Origin of the sequence: Methylomicrobium agile (assembly GCF_000733855.1) — a bacterium.
In the GTDB taxonomy this organism is placed as follows: domain Bacteria; phylum Pseudomonadota; class Gammaproteobacteria; order Methylococcales; family Methylomonadaceae; genus Methylomicrobium; species Methylomicrobium agile.
In genome coordinates this window covers 1,147,864-1,161,854 of sequence record NZ_JPOJ01000001.1, presented here as the reverse complement: position 1 = coordinate 1,161,854, position 13,991 = coordinate 1,147,864, and the positions used below count along the sequence as shown (strand labels likewise).

Sequence of the window (13,991 nt, the reverse complement as noted above, 5' to 3'; positions counted from 1 at the left end):
GCGTACCCTACAGCCTTTCCTGGATGAGGGCTTTTTCCCGGCTGATTTGGCGTTTCCTTAGCCGGAATCGGCGGGATTTTTCATCCGCGTTTTGACGGCCTGCTCGAAAACGCCTTCGCGGCTTTCCAGCAGGGTGAAGTTTTCCTTGGCCCGGGTGATGCCGGTGTAGATCAGCTCGCGGGTCAGGACCGGGCTTTGGGTTTCGGGCAGGGCCAGCACGACGTGATTGAACTCCGAGCCTTGCGATTTGTGCACCGTGATCGCGAACGCGGTTTCCGCGTCGGGCAGACGCAGCGGCGACAGCCAGCGGATTCTGGCGGCGGACAATGGGTCGTCGGCTGGAAAAGCCACCCGCAGTTTTCCGGTCGGCTGATGATAAAGCGCAATGCCGATATCGCCGTTCATCAGGCCCAGGTTGTAGTCGTTGCGGGTGATCATCACCGGCCGGCCTTCGTACCAAAGCCCCGGCGCCTGCTTCGGAAACAGCCAGGCTTCGATCCGCCGGTTCATTTCTTCCAAGCCCCAGCGGCCCCGGCGCAGCGCGCAGAGCACCTGGAAGGCGTCGAAGGCGGCCAGGACCCGTTCGGCCCAGGCGTCGTATGAAGCGGCGTCGTTGGCCGGGCGGTTCCGGGTCGCGTCCAGGTAATGGCCGTAACCCTGGCCGGGATTCGGCTTGCCGTCGGTATCGAAGCCCGCATTGACCGCGACCAGCTTTTTCAGCAGGGCGTCGGCCGCATCGGGTTCCGGCCGGGCTCTGAGCCGCAGATAGTCGCCGGCCGGCGCGGGCAGCAGGTCGGAATAGACGTCCGTATTCTTCAGGATCGCCTGCGCCTGGGCGCTGTCGCCCGCATTGACCGCGTGCGCCAACTGGCCGATGCCGCTGTGTTCGCCGAAGCGGTGGCTGTGGCGCAGCATCACCGTTTGTTGATTGAAGGGATTGCCCAGGGATGCCGAGTGCGGCAGCTTTTCGCCGGAATAGCGTTCGATCCAGGTGCGGGCATGATCATCATAGGCTGCGTTTTCGGCGCCCCCGCACAAGTCGCCCATCACCGAGCCGGCCTCGACGGATGCCAATTGGTCCTTGTCGCCGAGCAGGATCAATTGCGCATTGTCCGGCAGCGCATCGAGCAAGGAGGCCATCATTTCCAGATCGATCATCGAGGCTTCGTCGACGATCACGATGTCTGCAGCAAGCCGATGGAGCCGGTTATGCTTGAAACGGCGGGAATCGGGGCGGCTGCCCAGCAGGCGGTGCAGCGTGCCGGCTTTTTTGGGGATGCGCTCCTTGATGTCGGCATCGATGTCGAGCCGCTCCAGCGCCTTGGCGATTGACTCGCTGACCCGGGCGGAGGCCTTGCCGGTCGGCGCGGCCAGGTGAATGATCGGTTTGCGCGCGTCGGGCGCTTCGATTTCCATGAGCTGGATCAGCAGTGCGAGCAGTTTGGTCAATGTCGTGGTCTTGCCGGTGCCGGGGCCGCCGGTGATGATCGCGAAGCGCGAACGCAGCGCCAGCACGCAGGCGATTTTCTGCCAGTCCGGCTGCTCGGGGCTGCCGGGAAACAGCGTATCGATTCGGTTCCGCAAGGCTTCGGGCAGGTCAGGACGGGCCGGCGCCAGGCGATTCTGAATGCACCGGTCCAGCGTTTGTTGATATTGCCAGTAGCGGCGCAGATACAGGCGGCTGCCGTCCAACACCAGCGGCGTTTTGCCTTCTCCTGTCGAGACCAGCGCGGAGTTTCGGAGCTCGGACTGCCATTGCGCCAGGCCGAACGCTTTGAGTGCCGAAAGCTCCGCCTGCGTGGATTCGGCGTGGGAAGTCCAGTCTTCGTCGCTTGGAATCGCTAATGTCAAGCCGGGGTGTCGCGACAGGCTTGCCAGGTCCAGATACACCTCGCCCCGGTCCAACTGATGGCTGACCAGCGCGCCGGCCCAGAGTACCGCATCGCCCGCATGCGGCTCCAGTTCCCGCAGAAAACGCGCGAAGGCGTGGTTTAGCCGGCTCAGCCAGCCCGCTTCGACCCAGCGGTCGATTGTCGCCAGTACGGACGCTTGCCGGTTCATGCCGCGCCTCCGTTCGCAAAGAGTCTGTCCAGTCCCTCGATCAACGCTTTAGGCGGTTTGGCGAACACGCGGCCGCCGGTCGGGCTTTGGCAACCGCGCAGGAACAGGTAGAGGCTGCCGCCGATATGTGTGTCGTAATCGTAGTGCGTTCCGAGCCGGGCTTTCAACTGGCGGTGCAGGGCCAGCAGATATAAGGCGGACTGCAGGTCGTAGCGCTTGGCAAGCATCGCCGCGTTCAACGCTTCCTGCGTATAGACCGCATCGCCGCTACCGAGACTGTTGAATTTGTAATCGGCCACGTAATAACGTTCCTCATGAACAAAAACCAGATCGATGAAGCCTTTCAGCAGGCCGTTCACCTGCGCGGGCAGCAGCGCCGGGCGGGGCAGGCTGGAAAAAGTGTGGCGGGTGATCAGGCGGTCCAGCGCCTGCGTATCGACCTTATCCGCACCGATCAGGAATTCCAGTTCGGGCTGGTAGGCGTCCTGAGTCAGCCTGCCCAGGCAGAGGTCCGTGTTTTCCAGCAGGGGCAGGGTCAGCCAGTCCGACAACGCGGAGACGACCACGCCGTGTTTGCCGGCCCAGTCTTTGGCCGCGAAACGCTCTTGTATCCACGCGTTCGCCAGTTCCGGCTTGGCGTGAATTTCCGCAAAGCCGAAGCGCGCGCAGCGTTCGAGCAGGTCGTGGATCAGCACGCCGGGGGCGGCGCCGCGCGGCAGGCCGTGAATTCCCATTGCGCCGACCGGGCCGGCGTCGGGTTCCGCTTCGTCGCTGCGCTTGTCGTCTCGCGCCGTTTCGGGCTCGTGCGCGAGATCGGTGGAGAAGGCGGGTTCCGTCTGAAGTTTGTCCTCGGCCGACAGCGCGCTGTAGCTGGCGATCCACCAGTCGGCCGGAATCCGCGCGTTGACCGTGCGTGCGGGATTGAACTGTCCGGCCTCGGCCTGAGGCGTGTACCGCGCATCGCTCACCGCCGGCAATGCGGTGATTTCGATGGCCGCGCAATTGCCTTTGAGTTCGGCGAGCCGCGTTCCCAGTTGTTCGGTCGGTGTATCGGTTTCCCAGTTCAACAGCGAGCCGACTGCGGATTTTTCCAATTGGCACTTTTCGCCGGTGCCCGATTTTACCGGTGCGATGCCCAGCCAGCAGGCATGGCACGCCCGGGTCATTGCGACATAGAGCAGGCGCAGATCCTCCTGAAGGCGTTCGGCGTCGTGTTTTCGCTTGTTTTCCTCGCTCTTGCCGAGGTCGATGATCAACCGGCGGTCGTCGTTTTGTTCGTCATGGTAGCGGTAATGCGAGTTTCTGCCGGTGACTTCCTTGTAGCTGCAGATGAAGGGCAGAAAAACCAGCGGATATTCGAGCCCCTTGGATTTGTGGATGGTCACGATCTTGATCAGATCGGCGTCGCTTTCGAGCCGGATGATCTCCTCGTCGCCCAGCCGGCCGCTCCCGTTTGCGACCGATTCGGCCAGATAGCGGATCAGCGCCTGCTCGCCTTCGAGCTGGCTGCCGGCCTGCTGCATGAGTTCGGCCAAATGCAGCAGGTTGGTCAGGCTGCGCTCGCCCTCGCTCTCGGTTTCCAGCCTGGCCCGCGTGTAGAGGGCGTAGTCGTCGATCAACTGCCGCAAGGCCGGCAGGATGCCGTCTTGCCGCCAGCGCGCGTGATAGGTGAGAAAGCGGTCCAGATGCAGCTCCCACTCCGGCTCGTCCTGGACCAGCCGATGCAGCTTCCGGTAAGTCCAGCCGAAGGCGGCGGTGCCGAGCGCCGCGCGCACCTTGCGCTCGTTGCGCGGATCGGCCAGCGCTTTTAGCCAGATCAACAGATCGGAGGCTTCTCGGGTTCTGAAAATCGAATCCTTTTCGGACAGATAGACGCTGCGCAAATTTCGCTTTGCCAGCGCCTTGCGCATCGCTCTGGCTTCAGTACCGCTGCGGACCAGGATTGCGATATCCGAAGGTTTCAAGGGCTCCGGGCTTTCCGCTGATTTGAATCCGGCCTGTCCCGCGTTGGCGAGGTTCAGCAGCTTGACGATCTCGCCAGCCGCCGCCTCGGCCATCTTTTCGCGGTATTCGGGCATCCCGACCGCTTTTCCCTCGTTCCAAAGCCAAAACGTGAGGGCAGGCGCGGCACGATGGTCGATCTGCCATTCTTCTTTGCGGCCTTTCGCGCCGACTTCGAGGAAAGGCAGGGGATTTTCCCGCTCGCGCTTGAAGCGGAAAACGCCGGCCGGATGCCGGCCGTCCGCATGCAGGAAGACCCGGTTGACGGCCTCTACCATCGCGGCCGTGGAGCGGTAATTGGTGGTCAGCGTATGGCGGCGTCCGGCCGTGTGCTGGTGGGCTTTCAGATAGGTGTAAATATCGGCGCCGCGAAACGAATAAATCGCCTGCTTGGGATCGCCGATCATGAAGCAGCCCGAGCCGTCCTCGATGTTTGCCGGGTAGATGGACGAGAAAATCCGGTACTGGATCGGATCGGTGTCCTGGAACTCGTCGATCAGCGCCACCGGATATTGCCGGCGGATCGTTTCCTTCAGCCGCTCTCCGCTGTGTCCGTGCAGCGCGCTGTCGAGGCGGGTCAGCATGTCGTCGAAGGTCATCCGGGTCATGCGCTGCTTTTCGCTGGCGTAGCGGTTCCGTATCCACTGCAATGCATGCAGGCATATCTTGCGGTCCAGGTCTATTTCTTTCCCACAATGGCTGGTCAAGTCATCCATAGCTTCTAATGCGGGGTGCCGCATCAGTTCGGCTTTGTCGATATGACTCTTGACCAGGGCGGAAGACAACCTGCTGCGGCCGAATCTTTCCAGGTCGTCGATTGCCAGGTAACTGCGGCCGTTCGCCCACTCGGCCATCGCTTTCAGTTTATCGCCGAAACTGGTTTTACGGTATTTGTTTCCGTTCAGCCAGCCGTTTTCCGAGGCGTCGTTCAATAATTTTTCGATGCTGTCCCGCCCGTTGCTCCAGCAGGTGCGGGCCGATATCTCTAATGCCTGGCGTTGGGTTTCCCAGGCTTCCCATGACTGGAAAACCGAGTCAATGCCTTCATTGAAATCGAGGCCCAGCGCTTCCGTTTCCGGTAATAAGGGAGTGAGCAGCCCCGCGAGATCCACGGGCGATTTGATGAACCGGGTAACCGCCCGGGAGGCGGTATCCGTCAAGGGATAAAAAAAAGTTCGCCAATAATCCTTGACGACCTCATGCAGCAGTTCCGTATCGCCGGTATGCACTTCCTGGCGGAACAGGCTGCCGCTGTGGAATGCATGCTGTTGCAGCATTTTGTTGCACCAGCCGTGGATGGTATAAATTGCCGCTTCGTCCATCCAGTTGGCGGCCAGTTCGAGGTCGCGGGCGCGGGCCGGCCAGGCGGTTTCGGGAAAATCCGCGCGCACGGCTTTCAGGAATTCGTCCGCTTCGACGGCTTGTTTGCGAAAATAGCGCGCCGCCTGGCTCAGGCGGTCGCGGATGCGTTCCCGGAGTTCCTGGGTCGCCGCCTCGGTAAAGGTGACCACCAGGATGTCCGGCGGCAATAACGGGCGCGCCGGCGTCGAATTGTCGGGAGAATGGCCGAGGATCAGCCGCACATACAGGGCCGCGATCGTATAGGTTTTGCCGGTTCCGGCACTGGCTTCGATCAGGCGGACGCCAGACAAAGGGAAATCGAAGGGGTTTAAGGGGATGGCTGCGGTCATGATTGCGCTTCCGTTGCGGATGAAGAATTCTTGATATGGTCGTAAAAAGAACCGTACAGCGTTTCGGCCCAGGATTCGAAGCCCATGCCGGAGCCGGTTCGCTGCAGTTCCTCGAAGGTCGGGAAAAACCGTGCCAGATAGGGGTCGTAAGTGACTTCGCCGTCTTTCCAGTCGCTGCCGTCGTAGCAGGCTCGGGCGGCTTTGATTTTATTGTCCGGCTGGGCGCCGAGCCAGGCGAACGCGGTCTTGCAGGCGACCGGCAACGGATGGCGCAGTCCTTGGCACGTCGCTTCGAGCAGGATTTGCAGATGGCCGGAAGCCTTTTCCTTATCCATCGGCGGCATTTCGATCACGCCGTCCGCCGCGGCGACCAGGGTCCAGGTATCCAGGCCGTCCGCGCAGGCAGCCAGATGCCGTACCCAGTATTCCACCAGTTTGGGGTATTTGATTCCTTCTTTCGGCATCAACGCCTGCACGGTCAGATACACCAGGGCGAGTTTTTCGTGATCGCGGTGTTGGCGCAAATGGCCGAGTTCGCAGGTCAATTCCATCGGCGCCTCTTCGCTTAGCCGGAATTTCAGTGCCGTGACATGCGCTTCCCGTGCGGTGGGCCAATCCAACCGCAGCGCCTGATAATTCTTCCAGGCCGTTTTTACCGGTTCGGTCAGGGTGGTATAGAAAGCTTTCGCGAAACCGCCGAGCGGCAGTTGGCCTTTTTGTGCCATGATGGCGCGTTGATGGTCGAGAAACGCCTCGACATCGTCGGGGTTCGTGTCTTTCAATGCGCCAAGCAAATCATTGCCATACAGATAAGTCTGCAGGCTGTCGAAATGAAAAGGCTCGTGGTCCTTGCTGGTAACCGTTTCATCGTCGAAGCCGAATTTCAGCGCATATTTGCAGAAAGCCTTGACCGGCGCTTTCAAAAAGCGCTCCAGGAACTCCATCGGAACGGTCAGGAGTTTTTCCATCGCCGGGACAGGCGCCGATGCGTCCGCTTCGGCCGGGAGCGTTTCCGAAAACCATTCCTTCGCATAAGTGAACAGTTCCGGTCCCGGTCCTTGGGGTTTCGTCACATACTTGAGGCTGAACGGCTGCAACGGATGGCAGACGGTGATCGCTTCCAGCAACGGGCGGCCGTCCTTGAGTGCCCAGCCCTGCGCCAGCACGTCGCGCAACTGGCCGACCAGCACCGACGGCGGCCGCTTGCTGTCGTCGCGGATGCTGCGGCCGATCCAACTGATATAAAGCTGTTCCCGCGCGGACAGCAGGGCTTCCAGGAACAGGTACTGGTCGTCCTGCCGGCGCGAGCGGTCGCCGGGGCGATACTGGCCGCGCTGGCTCATCAGGTCGAAGCCGTTTACCTGCCGGCTGCGCGGATAATCGCCGTCGTTCATGCCCAGCAGGCAAATCTGGCGGAACGGAATCGCCCGCATCGGCATCAGGGTGCAGAAGTTGACCTTGCCGCTCAAAAAGCGCTGGTGCAGCGCCGGTTCGTCGACGCCGGCCAGCCAGGCTTCGCGCACCACCTGGATCGGCAGCTTGTCATCCGGGCCGAGCCCGGCCTGTGCGCAGTAGCGGCCCCACTTTTCCAGGGCCTCGGCCAAGGTATCCAAGGTCTTGCGTTCCGCTTCGCTGCCGGCGGTGAAGAAAGCGTCGAGCAGGCTTTGCAGCGTCTGCCGCCAGTCGGTAAAACTTTGCGGCTGTGCGAGCACTCGGGCATGGTTTTCCAGCGTTTCGAGCAGGAAGGCCAGGCCGCCGAGCCATTGCGCGTCGAGGCCGCCGATTTCCTCGTAGGGCTCGATCCCATCGAACGCTTCGCCGGCGCCGACCGCATAGCCCAGCAGCATCCGGCGCAGGCCGAACCGCCAAGTGTTGGCTTCCAGTTCCGGCATGCCGATGAACCGCGCGCGTTGTTCGGCGTTCAGTCCCCAGCGGATGCCGGCTTCCTCGATCCATTGATGCAGTCTGGGGATCGCGTTTTCCTCGATTTGGAAGCGCGTCCTGAGCGCGCCGACTTCGAGCAGGTCGAGGTATTCGCTGACCGTGAAGCGCGAATCGGGCAAGTCGAGCAGGGCCTCGACCGCCGTGAGCAAGGGATCGTTGCCGCGCTGCTCGCGGTCGGCCAGGCTGTAGGGAATATGCCGCGGATCGCCGGGCGGATGCAGGCCGAAGACGGCGCGGATATGCGGCGCGTAAGCGTTGATGTCCGGCACCATCACGATGATGTCGCGCGGGGACAGCGGCTTCCCGTTTTTTTCTGCGGCGTCGAAGCATGCCAGCAACCGGTCGTGCAGAATTTCGACTTCGCGTTGCCGGCTGTGCGCCACATGAAAAACCATCGAGTCGTCGGTGCGCTTCAGCAAGGCCGGCGCTTTGGGCAACGGTTCCAGATCGAGGATCGATTGCTGGAGATGCTGCAACAAGGTGCGCCGGCCCGGAGACTCCCCGTAGTCGACGAAAAGATCGATTTTATTGTCCGGCCAGTGCCAGTCCCGGTAGCGTTGCCTTTCGTCGAAGTGGTCCAGCAGGCGGATGTAGTCGCGCCCCTGTTTGCCCCAGGCCGCCAGCAGGGGCGGTGCGTCGAGGTGAAGATCGGCGGTATCCAGTAAAGAAGTCTGTTCAGGTTTTTTATAGGTTTGGCGGCGGCGTTCGGCCTTGAGCAGGTCCTTGTCTTCGATGATGTCGGCCCAGTAGTGCCGGCAGGGATTGTGCACGAACAGCACGATCTGGCAGAATCCGCCCAGCTTTTCCAGGACTTCGAGCGACTGCTGAGGCAGGGAAGACAAGCCGAACAGGATGATCCGGCGCGGAATGCCGGGCGGCCGGTCCGTCAGTGTGCCGATCCGGCTCATGAATTGCGCGTGCACGGCGGAACGGCTGGCGAACGGGCTCGCTTCGCCGCCCAAGTCGGCGAGTACCGCTTGCCACAAGCCGGTTTGCCAACACTCCGTTTCCGGCATCGGCTGGCTTTCGCCGTGCGCGTCGCGCAACACATTTTCGCCCTGGGCCCAGTCGGTCAGCCAGTCGGAACGGTACACCTGGTACTGATCGAACAGGTCGGCGAGCTGTTCGGCAAGCTGGTAACGTTTCCGGCTGTCGCTGTCTTTGGCCAGGAAGGCTTTCAGCGTTTCGAAGCCGGGCCTGGAGACGAGCGTGGGCAAAAGACGATAAAGTCGCCAGGTTAGCGGCGCTTTCGCCAGCGGCTGCTCCAGCGGGATGCGCTCGCCCAATACCGCCCGGTAAACGCTCCAGATGAACAAGGAAGGCAGCTGCATCCGGATCGCCGCGGCAATGTCCAAGGCGGAGTTTTGCGCCAGGCTTTGTTTCAGCCATTGCCCCATGCCGTTGCTCTGGACCAGGAAGACTTCGTATTCCAGAGGATTCAAGGGATGCTGGCGCAGCCAATGGGCCACGACGTCGCGGAGCTGTTCCAACTGATTGGAATGGATGACGGCAATGCCGCTGTCCAGCGAAGTACTAGAACTTGATTCGGGCATGGGGTTGGGATTTGTTTTTTGTATCCGAACAGGGGGATCGGGTTTTGAGCGGTTAGTCCGCCAGGATGGAGCTTGCAAGCCAGCTTTTGCTATATGATCGCACGAAACCGCCCCAAAAATCACAGGCGGAGCATCAACCTCGGTCCGGACGGCTCTGCCGTATTGCCGTGGTGGGTCGGGCTCGGGCGGAAAAGGCGGGTTTTACCGGGAGTCGGCCGAATTCGGATCGAAATAGACGGCGGTATCGGATAAATGGTCGTGCCAGCTCCGCTTCCGCTTATCGAAAAGAATCCACCAGAAACCGAGCCCGAAAATCAGCCAGGAAAAGAGAGCGGAGAAAAAGCGCAGGCCGGCCCGGCGCCAGTTGAGGGGTTTTCCGTCCTTCGTCAGGACTTTGATTTTCCAGGCGCGCATGCCCAGGGTCTGGCCGCCGTGGGTCCAGAACCAGCCGAAAAACAGGAAACTGACGCCGATCAGATAGGCGGGATAAAAATATTGGTCCGGCCGGAAGGCATGGCCGGAATTGAAAGGCAGTATCGCGGCGGTGGCTGCAAACAGCACGGCCGCCAGTAACAGCGAATCGTAGACGATGGCCGCCAAACGGCGGAAGAGGCCGGGCGCCGAATTTGCACCCGGGGCATCGGAAGTTTTGGACGGCCGCCGCAATTATTTGAAAGGCGCCGTTTTTTGGCCGAGATACATGCTGCTGGCGGCCAGGGTGCCGAGCATGATCAATGAAAAGAAAAAGGGCGGACGAATAAAGATCAAAAGAAAAAAGTCCGCTACAAAGATGCTGCTCGCCAGCGGGTTGTCGATGAATCCGTCAATTATTTTTTTCATAGCAATCTTGTCAAGCTCAGGATGAATGTGTTCGGTGATTAAATGGACATTATCCTGATTTCCGAGGCTTAACTCAACGCTATGCCGATCAGGATCGGGTTTGCTCGCTAACGCAAATCATTCTACTATATCCGAATGGATTGTAAAAGGATAGTGCCAGTTGGGTTATCGGGTGCGAAGTGGTATGATTTAGGCAGATAACAGATAAACTAGGGAATGTCGATTATTTTAAACTTCTTCAAAAAAATAGTTAAATCGGCCGGCGGCAGGACCGCGGACGAAGCGCCGAAAGTTCGAATTTACCCGCGTTCGGAACATACGATTTCACGGGCTCAGATCAGCGAGCATGCGCTGAAGGTCTTGTATCGCCTGCAAAAATCCGGATACGACGCCTATCTGGTCGGTGGTTGCGTACGCGATTTGCTGCTTGGGCGCGAGCCGAAGGATTTCGACGTCGTGACCAATGCGCACCCCGAACAGATCAAGGGCGTATTCCGCAATTGCCGGCTGATCGGGCGGCGTTTTCGTCTGGCGCATGTGCATTTCGGGAACGAGGTGATCGAGGTCGCCACGTTTCGCGGCTTCGGCAACGAGCAGGACGACAATCAGGTCACCAACGACGAAGGGCGCCTGCTGCGCGATAACGTGTACGGCACGATCGAGCAGGACGTCTGGCGGCGCGATTTTACGGTCAATGCGCTGTACTACAACATCAAGGATTTTTCGGTGGTCGACTATACCGGCGGGATGGACGACCACAAGTCCGGCATGCTCAGACTGATCGGCGATCCTGAAACCCGGTTCCGCGAAGATCCGGTGCGGATGCTGCGCGCGGTCCGCTTTGCGGTCAAGCTGGGCTTCAACATCGACCCCGATTGCCAGAAGGCCATTTACGGCTCCGCCGACCTGCTTTACAGCATTCCTTCCGCTCGCCTTTACGATGAAGTCTTGAAGCTGTTCCTGTCGGGCTTTGCGCTGCAGACTTTCGAAATGTTGCGGCATTACGGCCTTTTTCAGGTATTGTTTCCGGACACCGAAAAAAGCCTTGCAGTCGAGGAAAACGGTTTTCCGAAGCTGCTGTTGATCAAGGCGCTGCAAAACTCGGATAACCGGATCGCCGAAAGCAAAACGGTAACGCCCTATTTCCTGCTGGCGGCGTTTTTGTGGGAGCCGCTCCGGATGTTGACCCGGATCAATCAGGAACGTGGCCTGGACGATTACAACGCTTTCCAGAGCGCAGCCGGCGAGATTCTGACCCGCCAGGTCAGGCGTACCGCGTTCCCGCGGCATATCAGCCTGGCGATGCGCGAGGTCTGGAGCTTGCAGCCGAAATTCGAGCAGCGGATAGGCCCCCGGCCGGCTCGCCTGCTGACCCATCCGCGTTTTCGCGCCGCCTACGATTTTTTGCTGCTTCGTGCGGAAACCGGCGATGCCGGTCCCGAATTGGCCGACTGGTGGAGTAAGTTTCAAGAGGCCGATGAAGCCGCGCAAAAAAAGATGACGCAGCCGTCCAGAAATCTGAAAAACACTCGGGCCCGTCGCCGGACCGGTAAAAAGAAAAATACGGGGTCGATCGAAAATCCACCGAGCTAGATAGAAGACCTGCCAGGTTTTTAAAGCCGGGCAGGTCTGGGGATGCAAAAAGGTTATTTCTATGAACAAACCCAATAACGGTACTGTCACTGCTTACCTAGGGCTGGGCAGCAATCTGGCCGATCCTGTGAAACAGGTGCGCTCGGCGCGCGCCGATTGCGCCGCGGTTCCGGGCGTGCGGGAGCTGGCATTTTCCAGCCTGTACCGCAGTCCGCCGATGGGGCCGCAGGATCAGCCCGATTATGTGAACGCGGTGATGGCGGTGTCGACCGATTTGACTGCGCCGGCACTGCTTCGCCAATTGCAGTGCATCGAGCAGGCGCACGGACGGGTCCGGGCCGGGGAACGCTGGACCGCGCGCACGCTCGATCTGGATTTGCTGATTTATGGCGCACACCGGATCGAAACGGACGAGTTGACCGTGCCTCACCCCGGCTTGGGCCAGCGCGCTTTTGTGCTGTATCCGCTGTTCGAAATCGCGCCGGCACTGGTGATCCCCGGACTGGGGCGGATTGCCGATCTTATCGTAAACTGCCCGCGCGACGGGCTGGAAAGGATTGAATGAAATGAACCGGAAGCCCTTATCCATTCACGACCTAGCGGCGATGAAGCGGCAAGGCGAGAAAATCGCCTGCCTGACCGCTTACGACGCCAGCTTCAGCGCTTTGATCGATCAGGCCGGCATCGATGCGATATTGGTCGGCGACTCGCTGGGCATGGTGATTCAGGGGCAGGCCTCGACGCTTCAGGTCTCGCTGGACGATATGATCTACCATACCCGCTGGGTAGCGGCCGCGCGCCGGCGAGCGTTGGTGATTGCGGACATGCCGTTTTTGACTTATCCCGACCCCCTCGGCGCGGCCATGAATGCGGCCAAACTGATGCAGGCGGGCGCGCAGATGGTCAAGCTGGAAGGCGCGCGTTTCGAAGCGGTCCGCTTTCTGGTCGATCAAGGCATCCCGGTCTGCGGCCACCTGGGGCTGCTGCCGCAGTCGATCAACCGTCTCGGCGGCTACAAGGTGCAGGGCGTCGACCCGGCCGAAGCGGACAAAATCCTGGCCGACGCGTTGCAGTTGGAAGCGGCCGGCGCGGCTTTGCTGGTGCTGGAATGCGTGCCTGCGAAGCTGGCTGCCGCCATCAGCGCGCGTCTGTCCATTCCGGTGATCGGAATCGGCGCAGGCATCGATTGCGACGGTCAGGTGCTGGTGCTTTACGACATGCTGGACATCGGCATCGGCAAGCGACCGCGTTTTTCGATGAATTTCATGCAGCCGCCGGTTGCGATCGCCGAGGCGTTCGGCAATTACCGGTCTGCCGTCAAAGAATTGCGTTTTCCTACCCCGGACCACAGCTTTTAATCATGCAAATCGTCAAAACGATAGCCGACCTGCGCACGATTCTCGGTAACCGGCGGCGTGCCGGCGAGCGGATCGCGTTCGTGCCGACGATGGGCAATCTGCACGCGGGACATATCCGCTTGGTAGAGACGGCGCGGCGGCAGGCCGAACGCGTCGTGGTCAGCATTTTCGTGAATCCGACCCAGTTCGGCCCCGGCGAAGACTTCGAGACTTATCCGCGCACCGAAGCCGAAGACCGGGAAAAATTGCTGGCGGCCGGCGCCGACCTGCTGTTCCTGCCCGAAATCCGGAACATGTACGATCCCGGCGCGAAAACAGTAGTCAGCGTGAAAGGATTGTCCGATCTGCATTGCGGAGCGTTTCGGCCGGGCCATTTCGATGGGGTCGCGACCGTGGTTGCGAAATTGTTCAATATCGTGCAACCCGACAGCGCTTTTTTCGGTCTTAAGGACTACCAGCAATTGGTGATTATTCGTACGATGGTGCGCGATTTGAATATTCCGGTGGCGTTGGTTCCGGTCGAAACGGTCCGGGAACCGAGCGGGCTGGCGATGAGTTCCCGGAACGGCTATCTGACCGAAACCGAAAAAGTTCAGGCGGCCAAGCTTTATCAGGCTTTGCTCAATGCCAAGGAAGCGGTATTGTCGGGTGGCCGGGAGGCTTACGCGGATATCGAGCGGCAGGCACAGTCTTTTCTCGCGGAGGCGGGCTTCAAGACCGATTATTTTTCGATCTGCCGAAGTTCCGATTTGGTCGCAGCGGTGCCCGAAGACCGGGAGATCGTGATCCTGGCCGCGGCGAGGCTCGGAAAAACGCGGTTGATTGATAATATCGCTTTTTCCAAGTAAAGTAATGGCGAAACGGAAGGTGCCGGCTTCAGGCGGTGCGGCGGATCTTTAATATTGTTGTACAAAGCCGCCTTTTTCTCGGCGTTTAAAAGCAGGGTTCGG

9 protein-coding genes are annotated in these 13,991 nt (G+C 60.3%); 5 read left to right on the top strand and 4 right to left on the bottom strand.

Annotation, left to right across the window (positions count from 1 at the left end; translation table 11 throughout):
• Positions 1–57: 57 nt before the first annotated feature.
• From recD to CC94_RS0105575, 4 genes are all read right to left on the bottom strand, one after another.
• Positions 58–2,061 carry an exodeoxyribonuclease V subunit alpha gene (gene recD, locus CC94_RS0105590; protein WP_031430097.1) on the bottom strand — a complete coding sequence of 668 codons (2,004 nt, stop codon included), beginning with the start codon at positions 2,059–2,061 and terminating at the stop codon, positions 58–60.
• Positions 2,058–5,753: an exodeoxyribonuclease V subunit beta gene (recB, locus tag CC94_RS0105585; protein WP_031430095.1), complete on the bottom strand. Its 3,696-nt coding sequence runs from the start codon at positions 5,751–5,753 to the stop codon at positions 2,058–2,060. Before recB ends, recD begins: the two co-directional genes overlap by 4 nt.
• Complete coding sequence (gene recC, locus CC94_RS0105580) at positions 5,750–9,250, bottom strand: exodeoxyribonuclease V subunit gamma (RefSeq protein ID WP_031430092.1); 3,501 nt, start codon at positions 9,248–9,250, stop codon at positions 5,750–5,752. Before recC ends, recB begins: the two co-directional genes overlap by 4 nt.
• A gap of 201 nt (positions 9,251–9,451) precedes the next feature.
• Entirely contained in the window at positions 9,452–9,850 is a 399-nt protein-coding gene (locus tag CC94_RS0105575) for an RDD family protein (RefSeq protein ID WP_425411944.1), read from the bottom strand.
• Between CC94_RS0105575 and CC94_RS24055 the strand changes: the two genes are divergently transcribed.
• The 5 genes from CC94_RS24055 to panC all read left to right on the top strand — a co-directional run bounded on the left by CC94_RS24055 (position 9,840) and on the right by panC (position 13,889).
• On the top strand, positions 9,840–10,115 hold the full coding sequence (locus tag CC94_RS24055; protein ID WP_169740930.1) for a hypothetical protein: 276 nt from the start codon (positions 9,840–9,842) through the stop codon (positions 10,113–10,115). The genes CC94_RS0105575 and CC94_RS24055 overlap by 11 nt on opposite strands.
• A gap of 191 nt (positions 10,116–10,306) precedes the next feature.
• On the top strand, positions 10,307–11,683 hold the full coding sequence (gene pcnB, locus CC94_RS0105565; RefSeq protein WP_031430088.1) for a polynucleotide adenylyltransferase PcnB: 1,377 nt from the start codon (positions 10,307–10,309) through the stop codon (positions 11,681–11,683).
• A gap of 61 nt (positions 11,684–11,744) precedes the next feature.
• Complete coding sequence (folK, locus tag CC94_RS0105560) at positions 11,745–12,248, top strand: 2-amino-4-hydroxy-6-hydroxymethyldihydropteridine diphosphokinase (protein WP_031430086.1); 504 nt, start codon at positions 11,745–11,747, stop codon at positions 12,246–12,248.
• Between the two features lies 1 nt (position 12,249).
• Positions 12,250–13,041, top strand: coding sequence for a 3-methyl-2-oxobutanoate hydroxymethyltransferase (panB, locus tag CC94_RS0105555; RefSeq protein ID WP_005374670.1), 792 nt, complete (start codon positions 12,250–12,252; stop codon positions 13,039–13,041).
• Positions 13,042–13,043: 2 nt separating this feature from the next.
• Complete coding sequence (gene panC / locus CC94_RS0105550) at positions 13,044–13,889, top strand: pantoate--beta-alanine ligase (RefSeq protein ID WP_031430085.1); 846 nt, start codon at positions 13,044–13,046, stop codon at positions 13,887–13,889.
• The last annotated feature ends 102 nt before the right edge of the window (positions 13,890–13,991 follow it).

What these genes read in the sequence shown, in the direction of transcription:
- panB (WP_005374670.1), top strand. Translation starts at nt 12,250, where the DNA reads ATGAACCGGAAGCCCTTATCCATTCACGACCTAGCGGCGATGAAGCGG.
- folK (WP_031430086.1), top strand. Translation starts at nt 11,745, where the DNA reads ATGAACAAACCCAATAACGGTACTGTCACTGCTTACCTAGGGCTGGGC.
- recC (WP_031430092.1), bottom strand. Translation starts at nt 9,250, where the DNA reads ATGCCCGAATCAAGTTCTAGTACTTCGCTGGACAGCGGCATTGCCGTC.
- recD (WP_031430097.1), bottom strand. Translation starts at nt 2,061, where the DNA reads ATGAACCGGCAAGCGTCCGTACTGGCGACAATCGACCGCTGGGTCGAA.
- pcnB (WP_031430088.1), top strand. Translation starts at nt 10,307, where the DNA reads ATGTCGATTATTTTAAACTTCTTCAAAAAAATAGTTAAATCGGCCGGC.
- recB (WP_031430095.1), bottom strand. Translation starts at nt 5,753, where the DNA reads ATGACCGCAGCCATCCCCTTAAACCCCTTCGATTTCCCTTTGTCTGGC.
- panC (WP_031430085.1), top strand. Translation starts at nt 13,044, where the DNA reads ATGCAAATCGTCAAAACGATAGCCGACCTGCGCACGATTCTCGGTAAC.
- CC94_RS24055 (WP_169740930.1), top strand. Translation starts at nt 9,840, where the DNA reads ATGGCCGCCAAACGGCGGAAGAGGCCGGGCGCCGAATTTGCACCCGGG.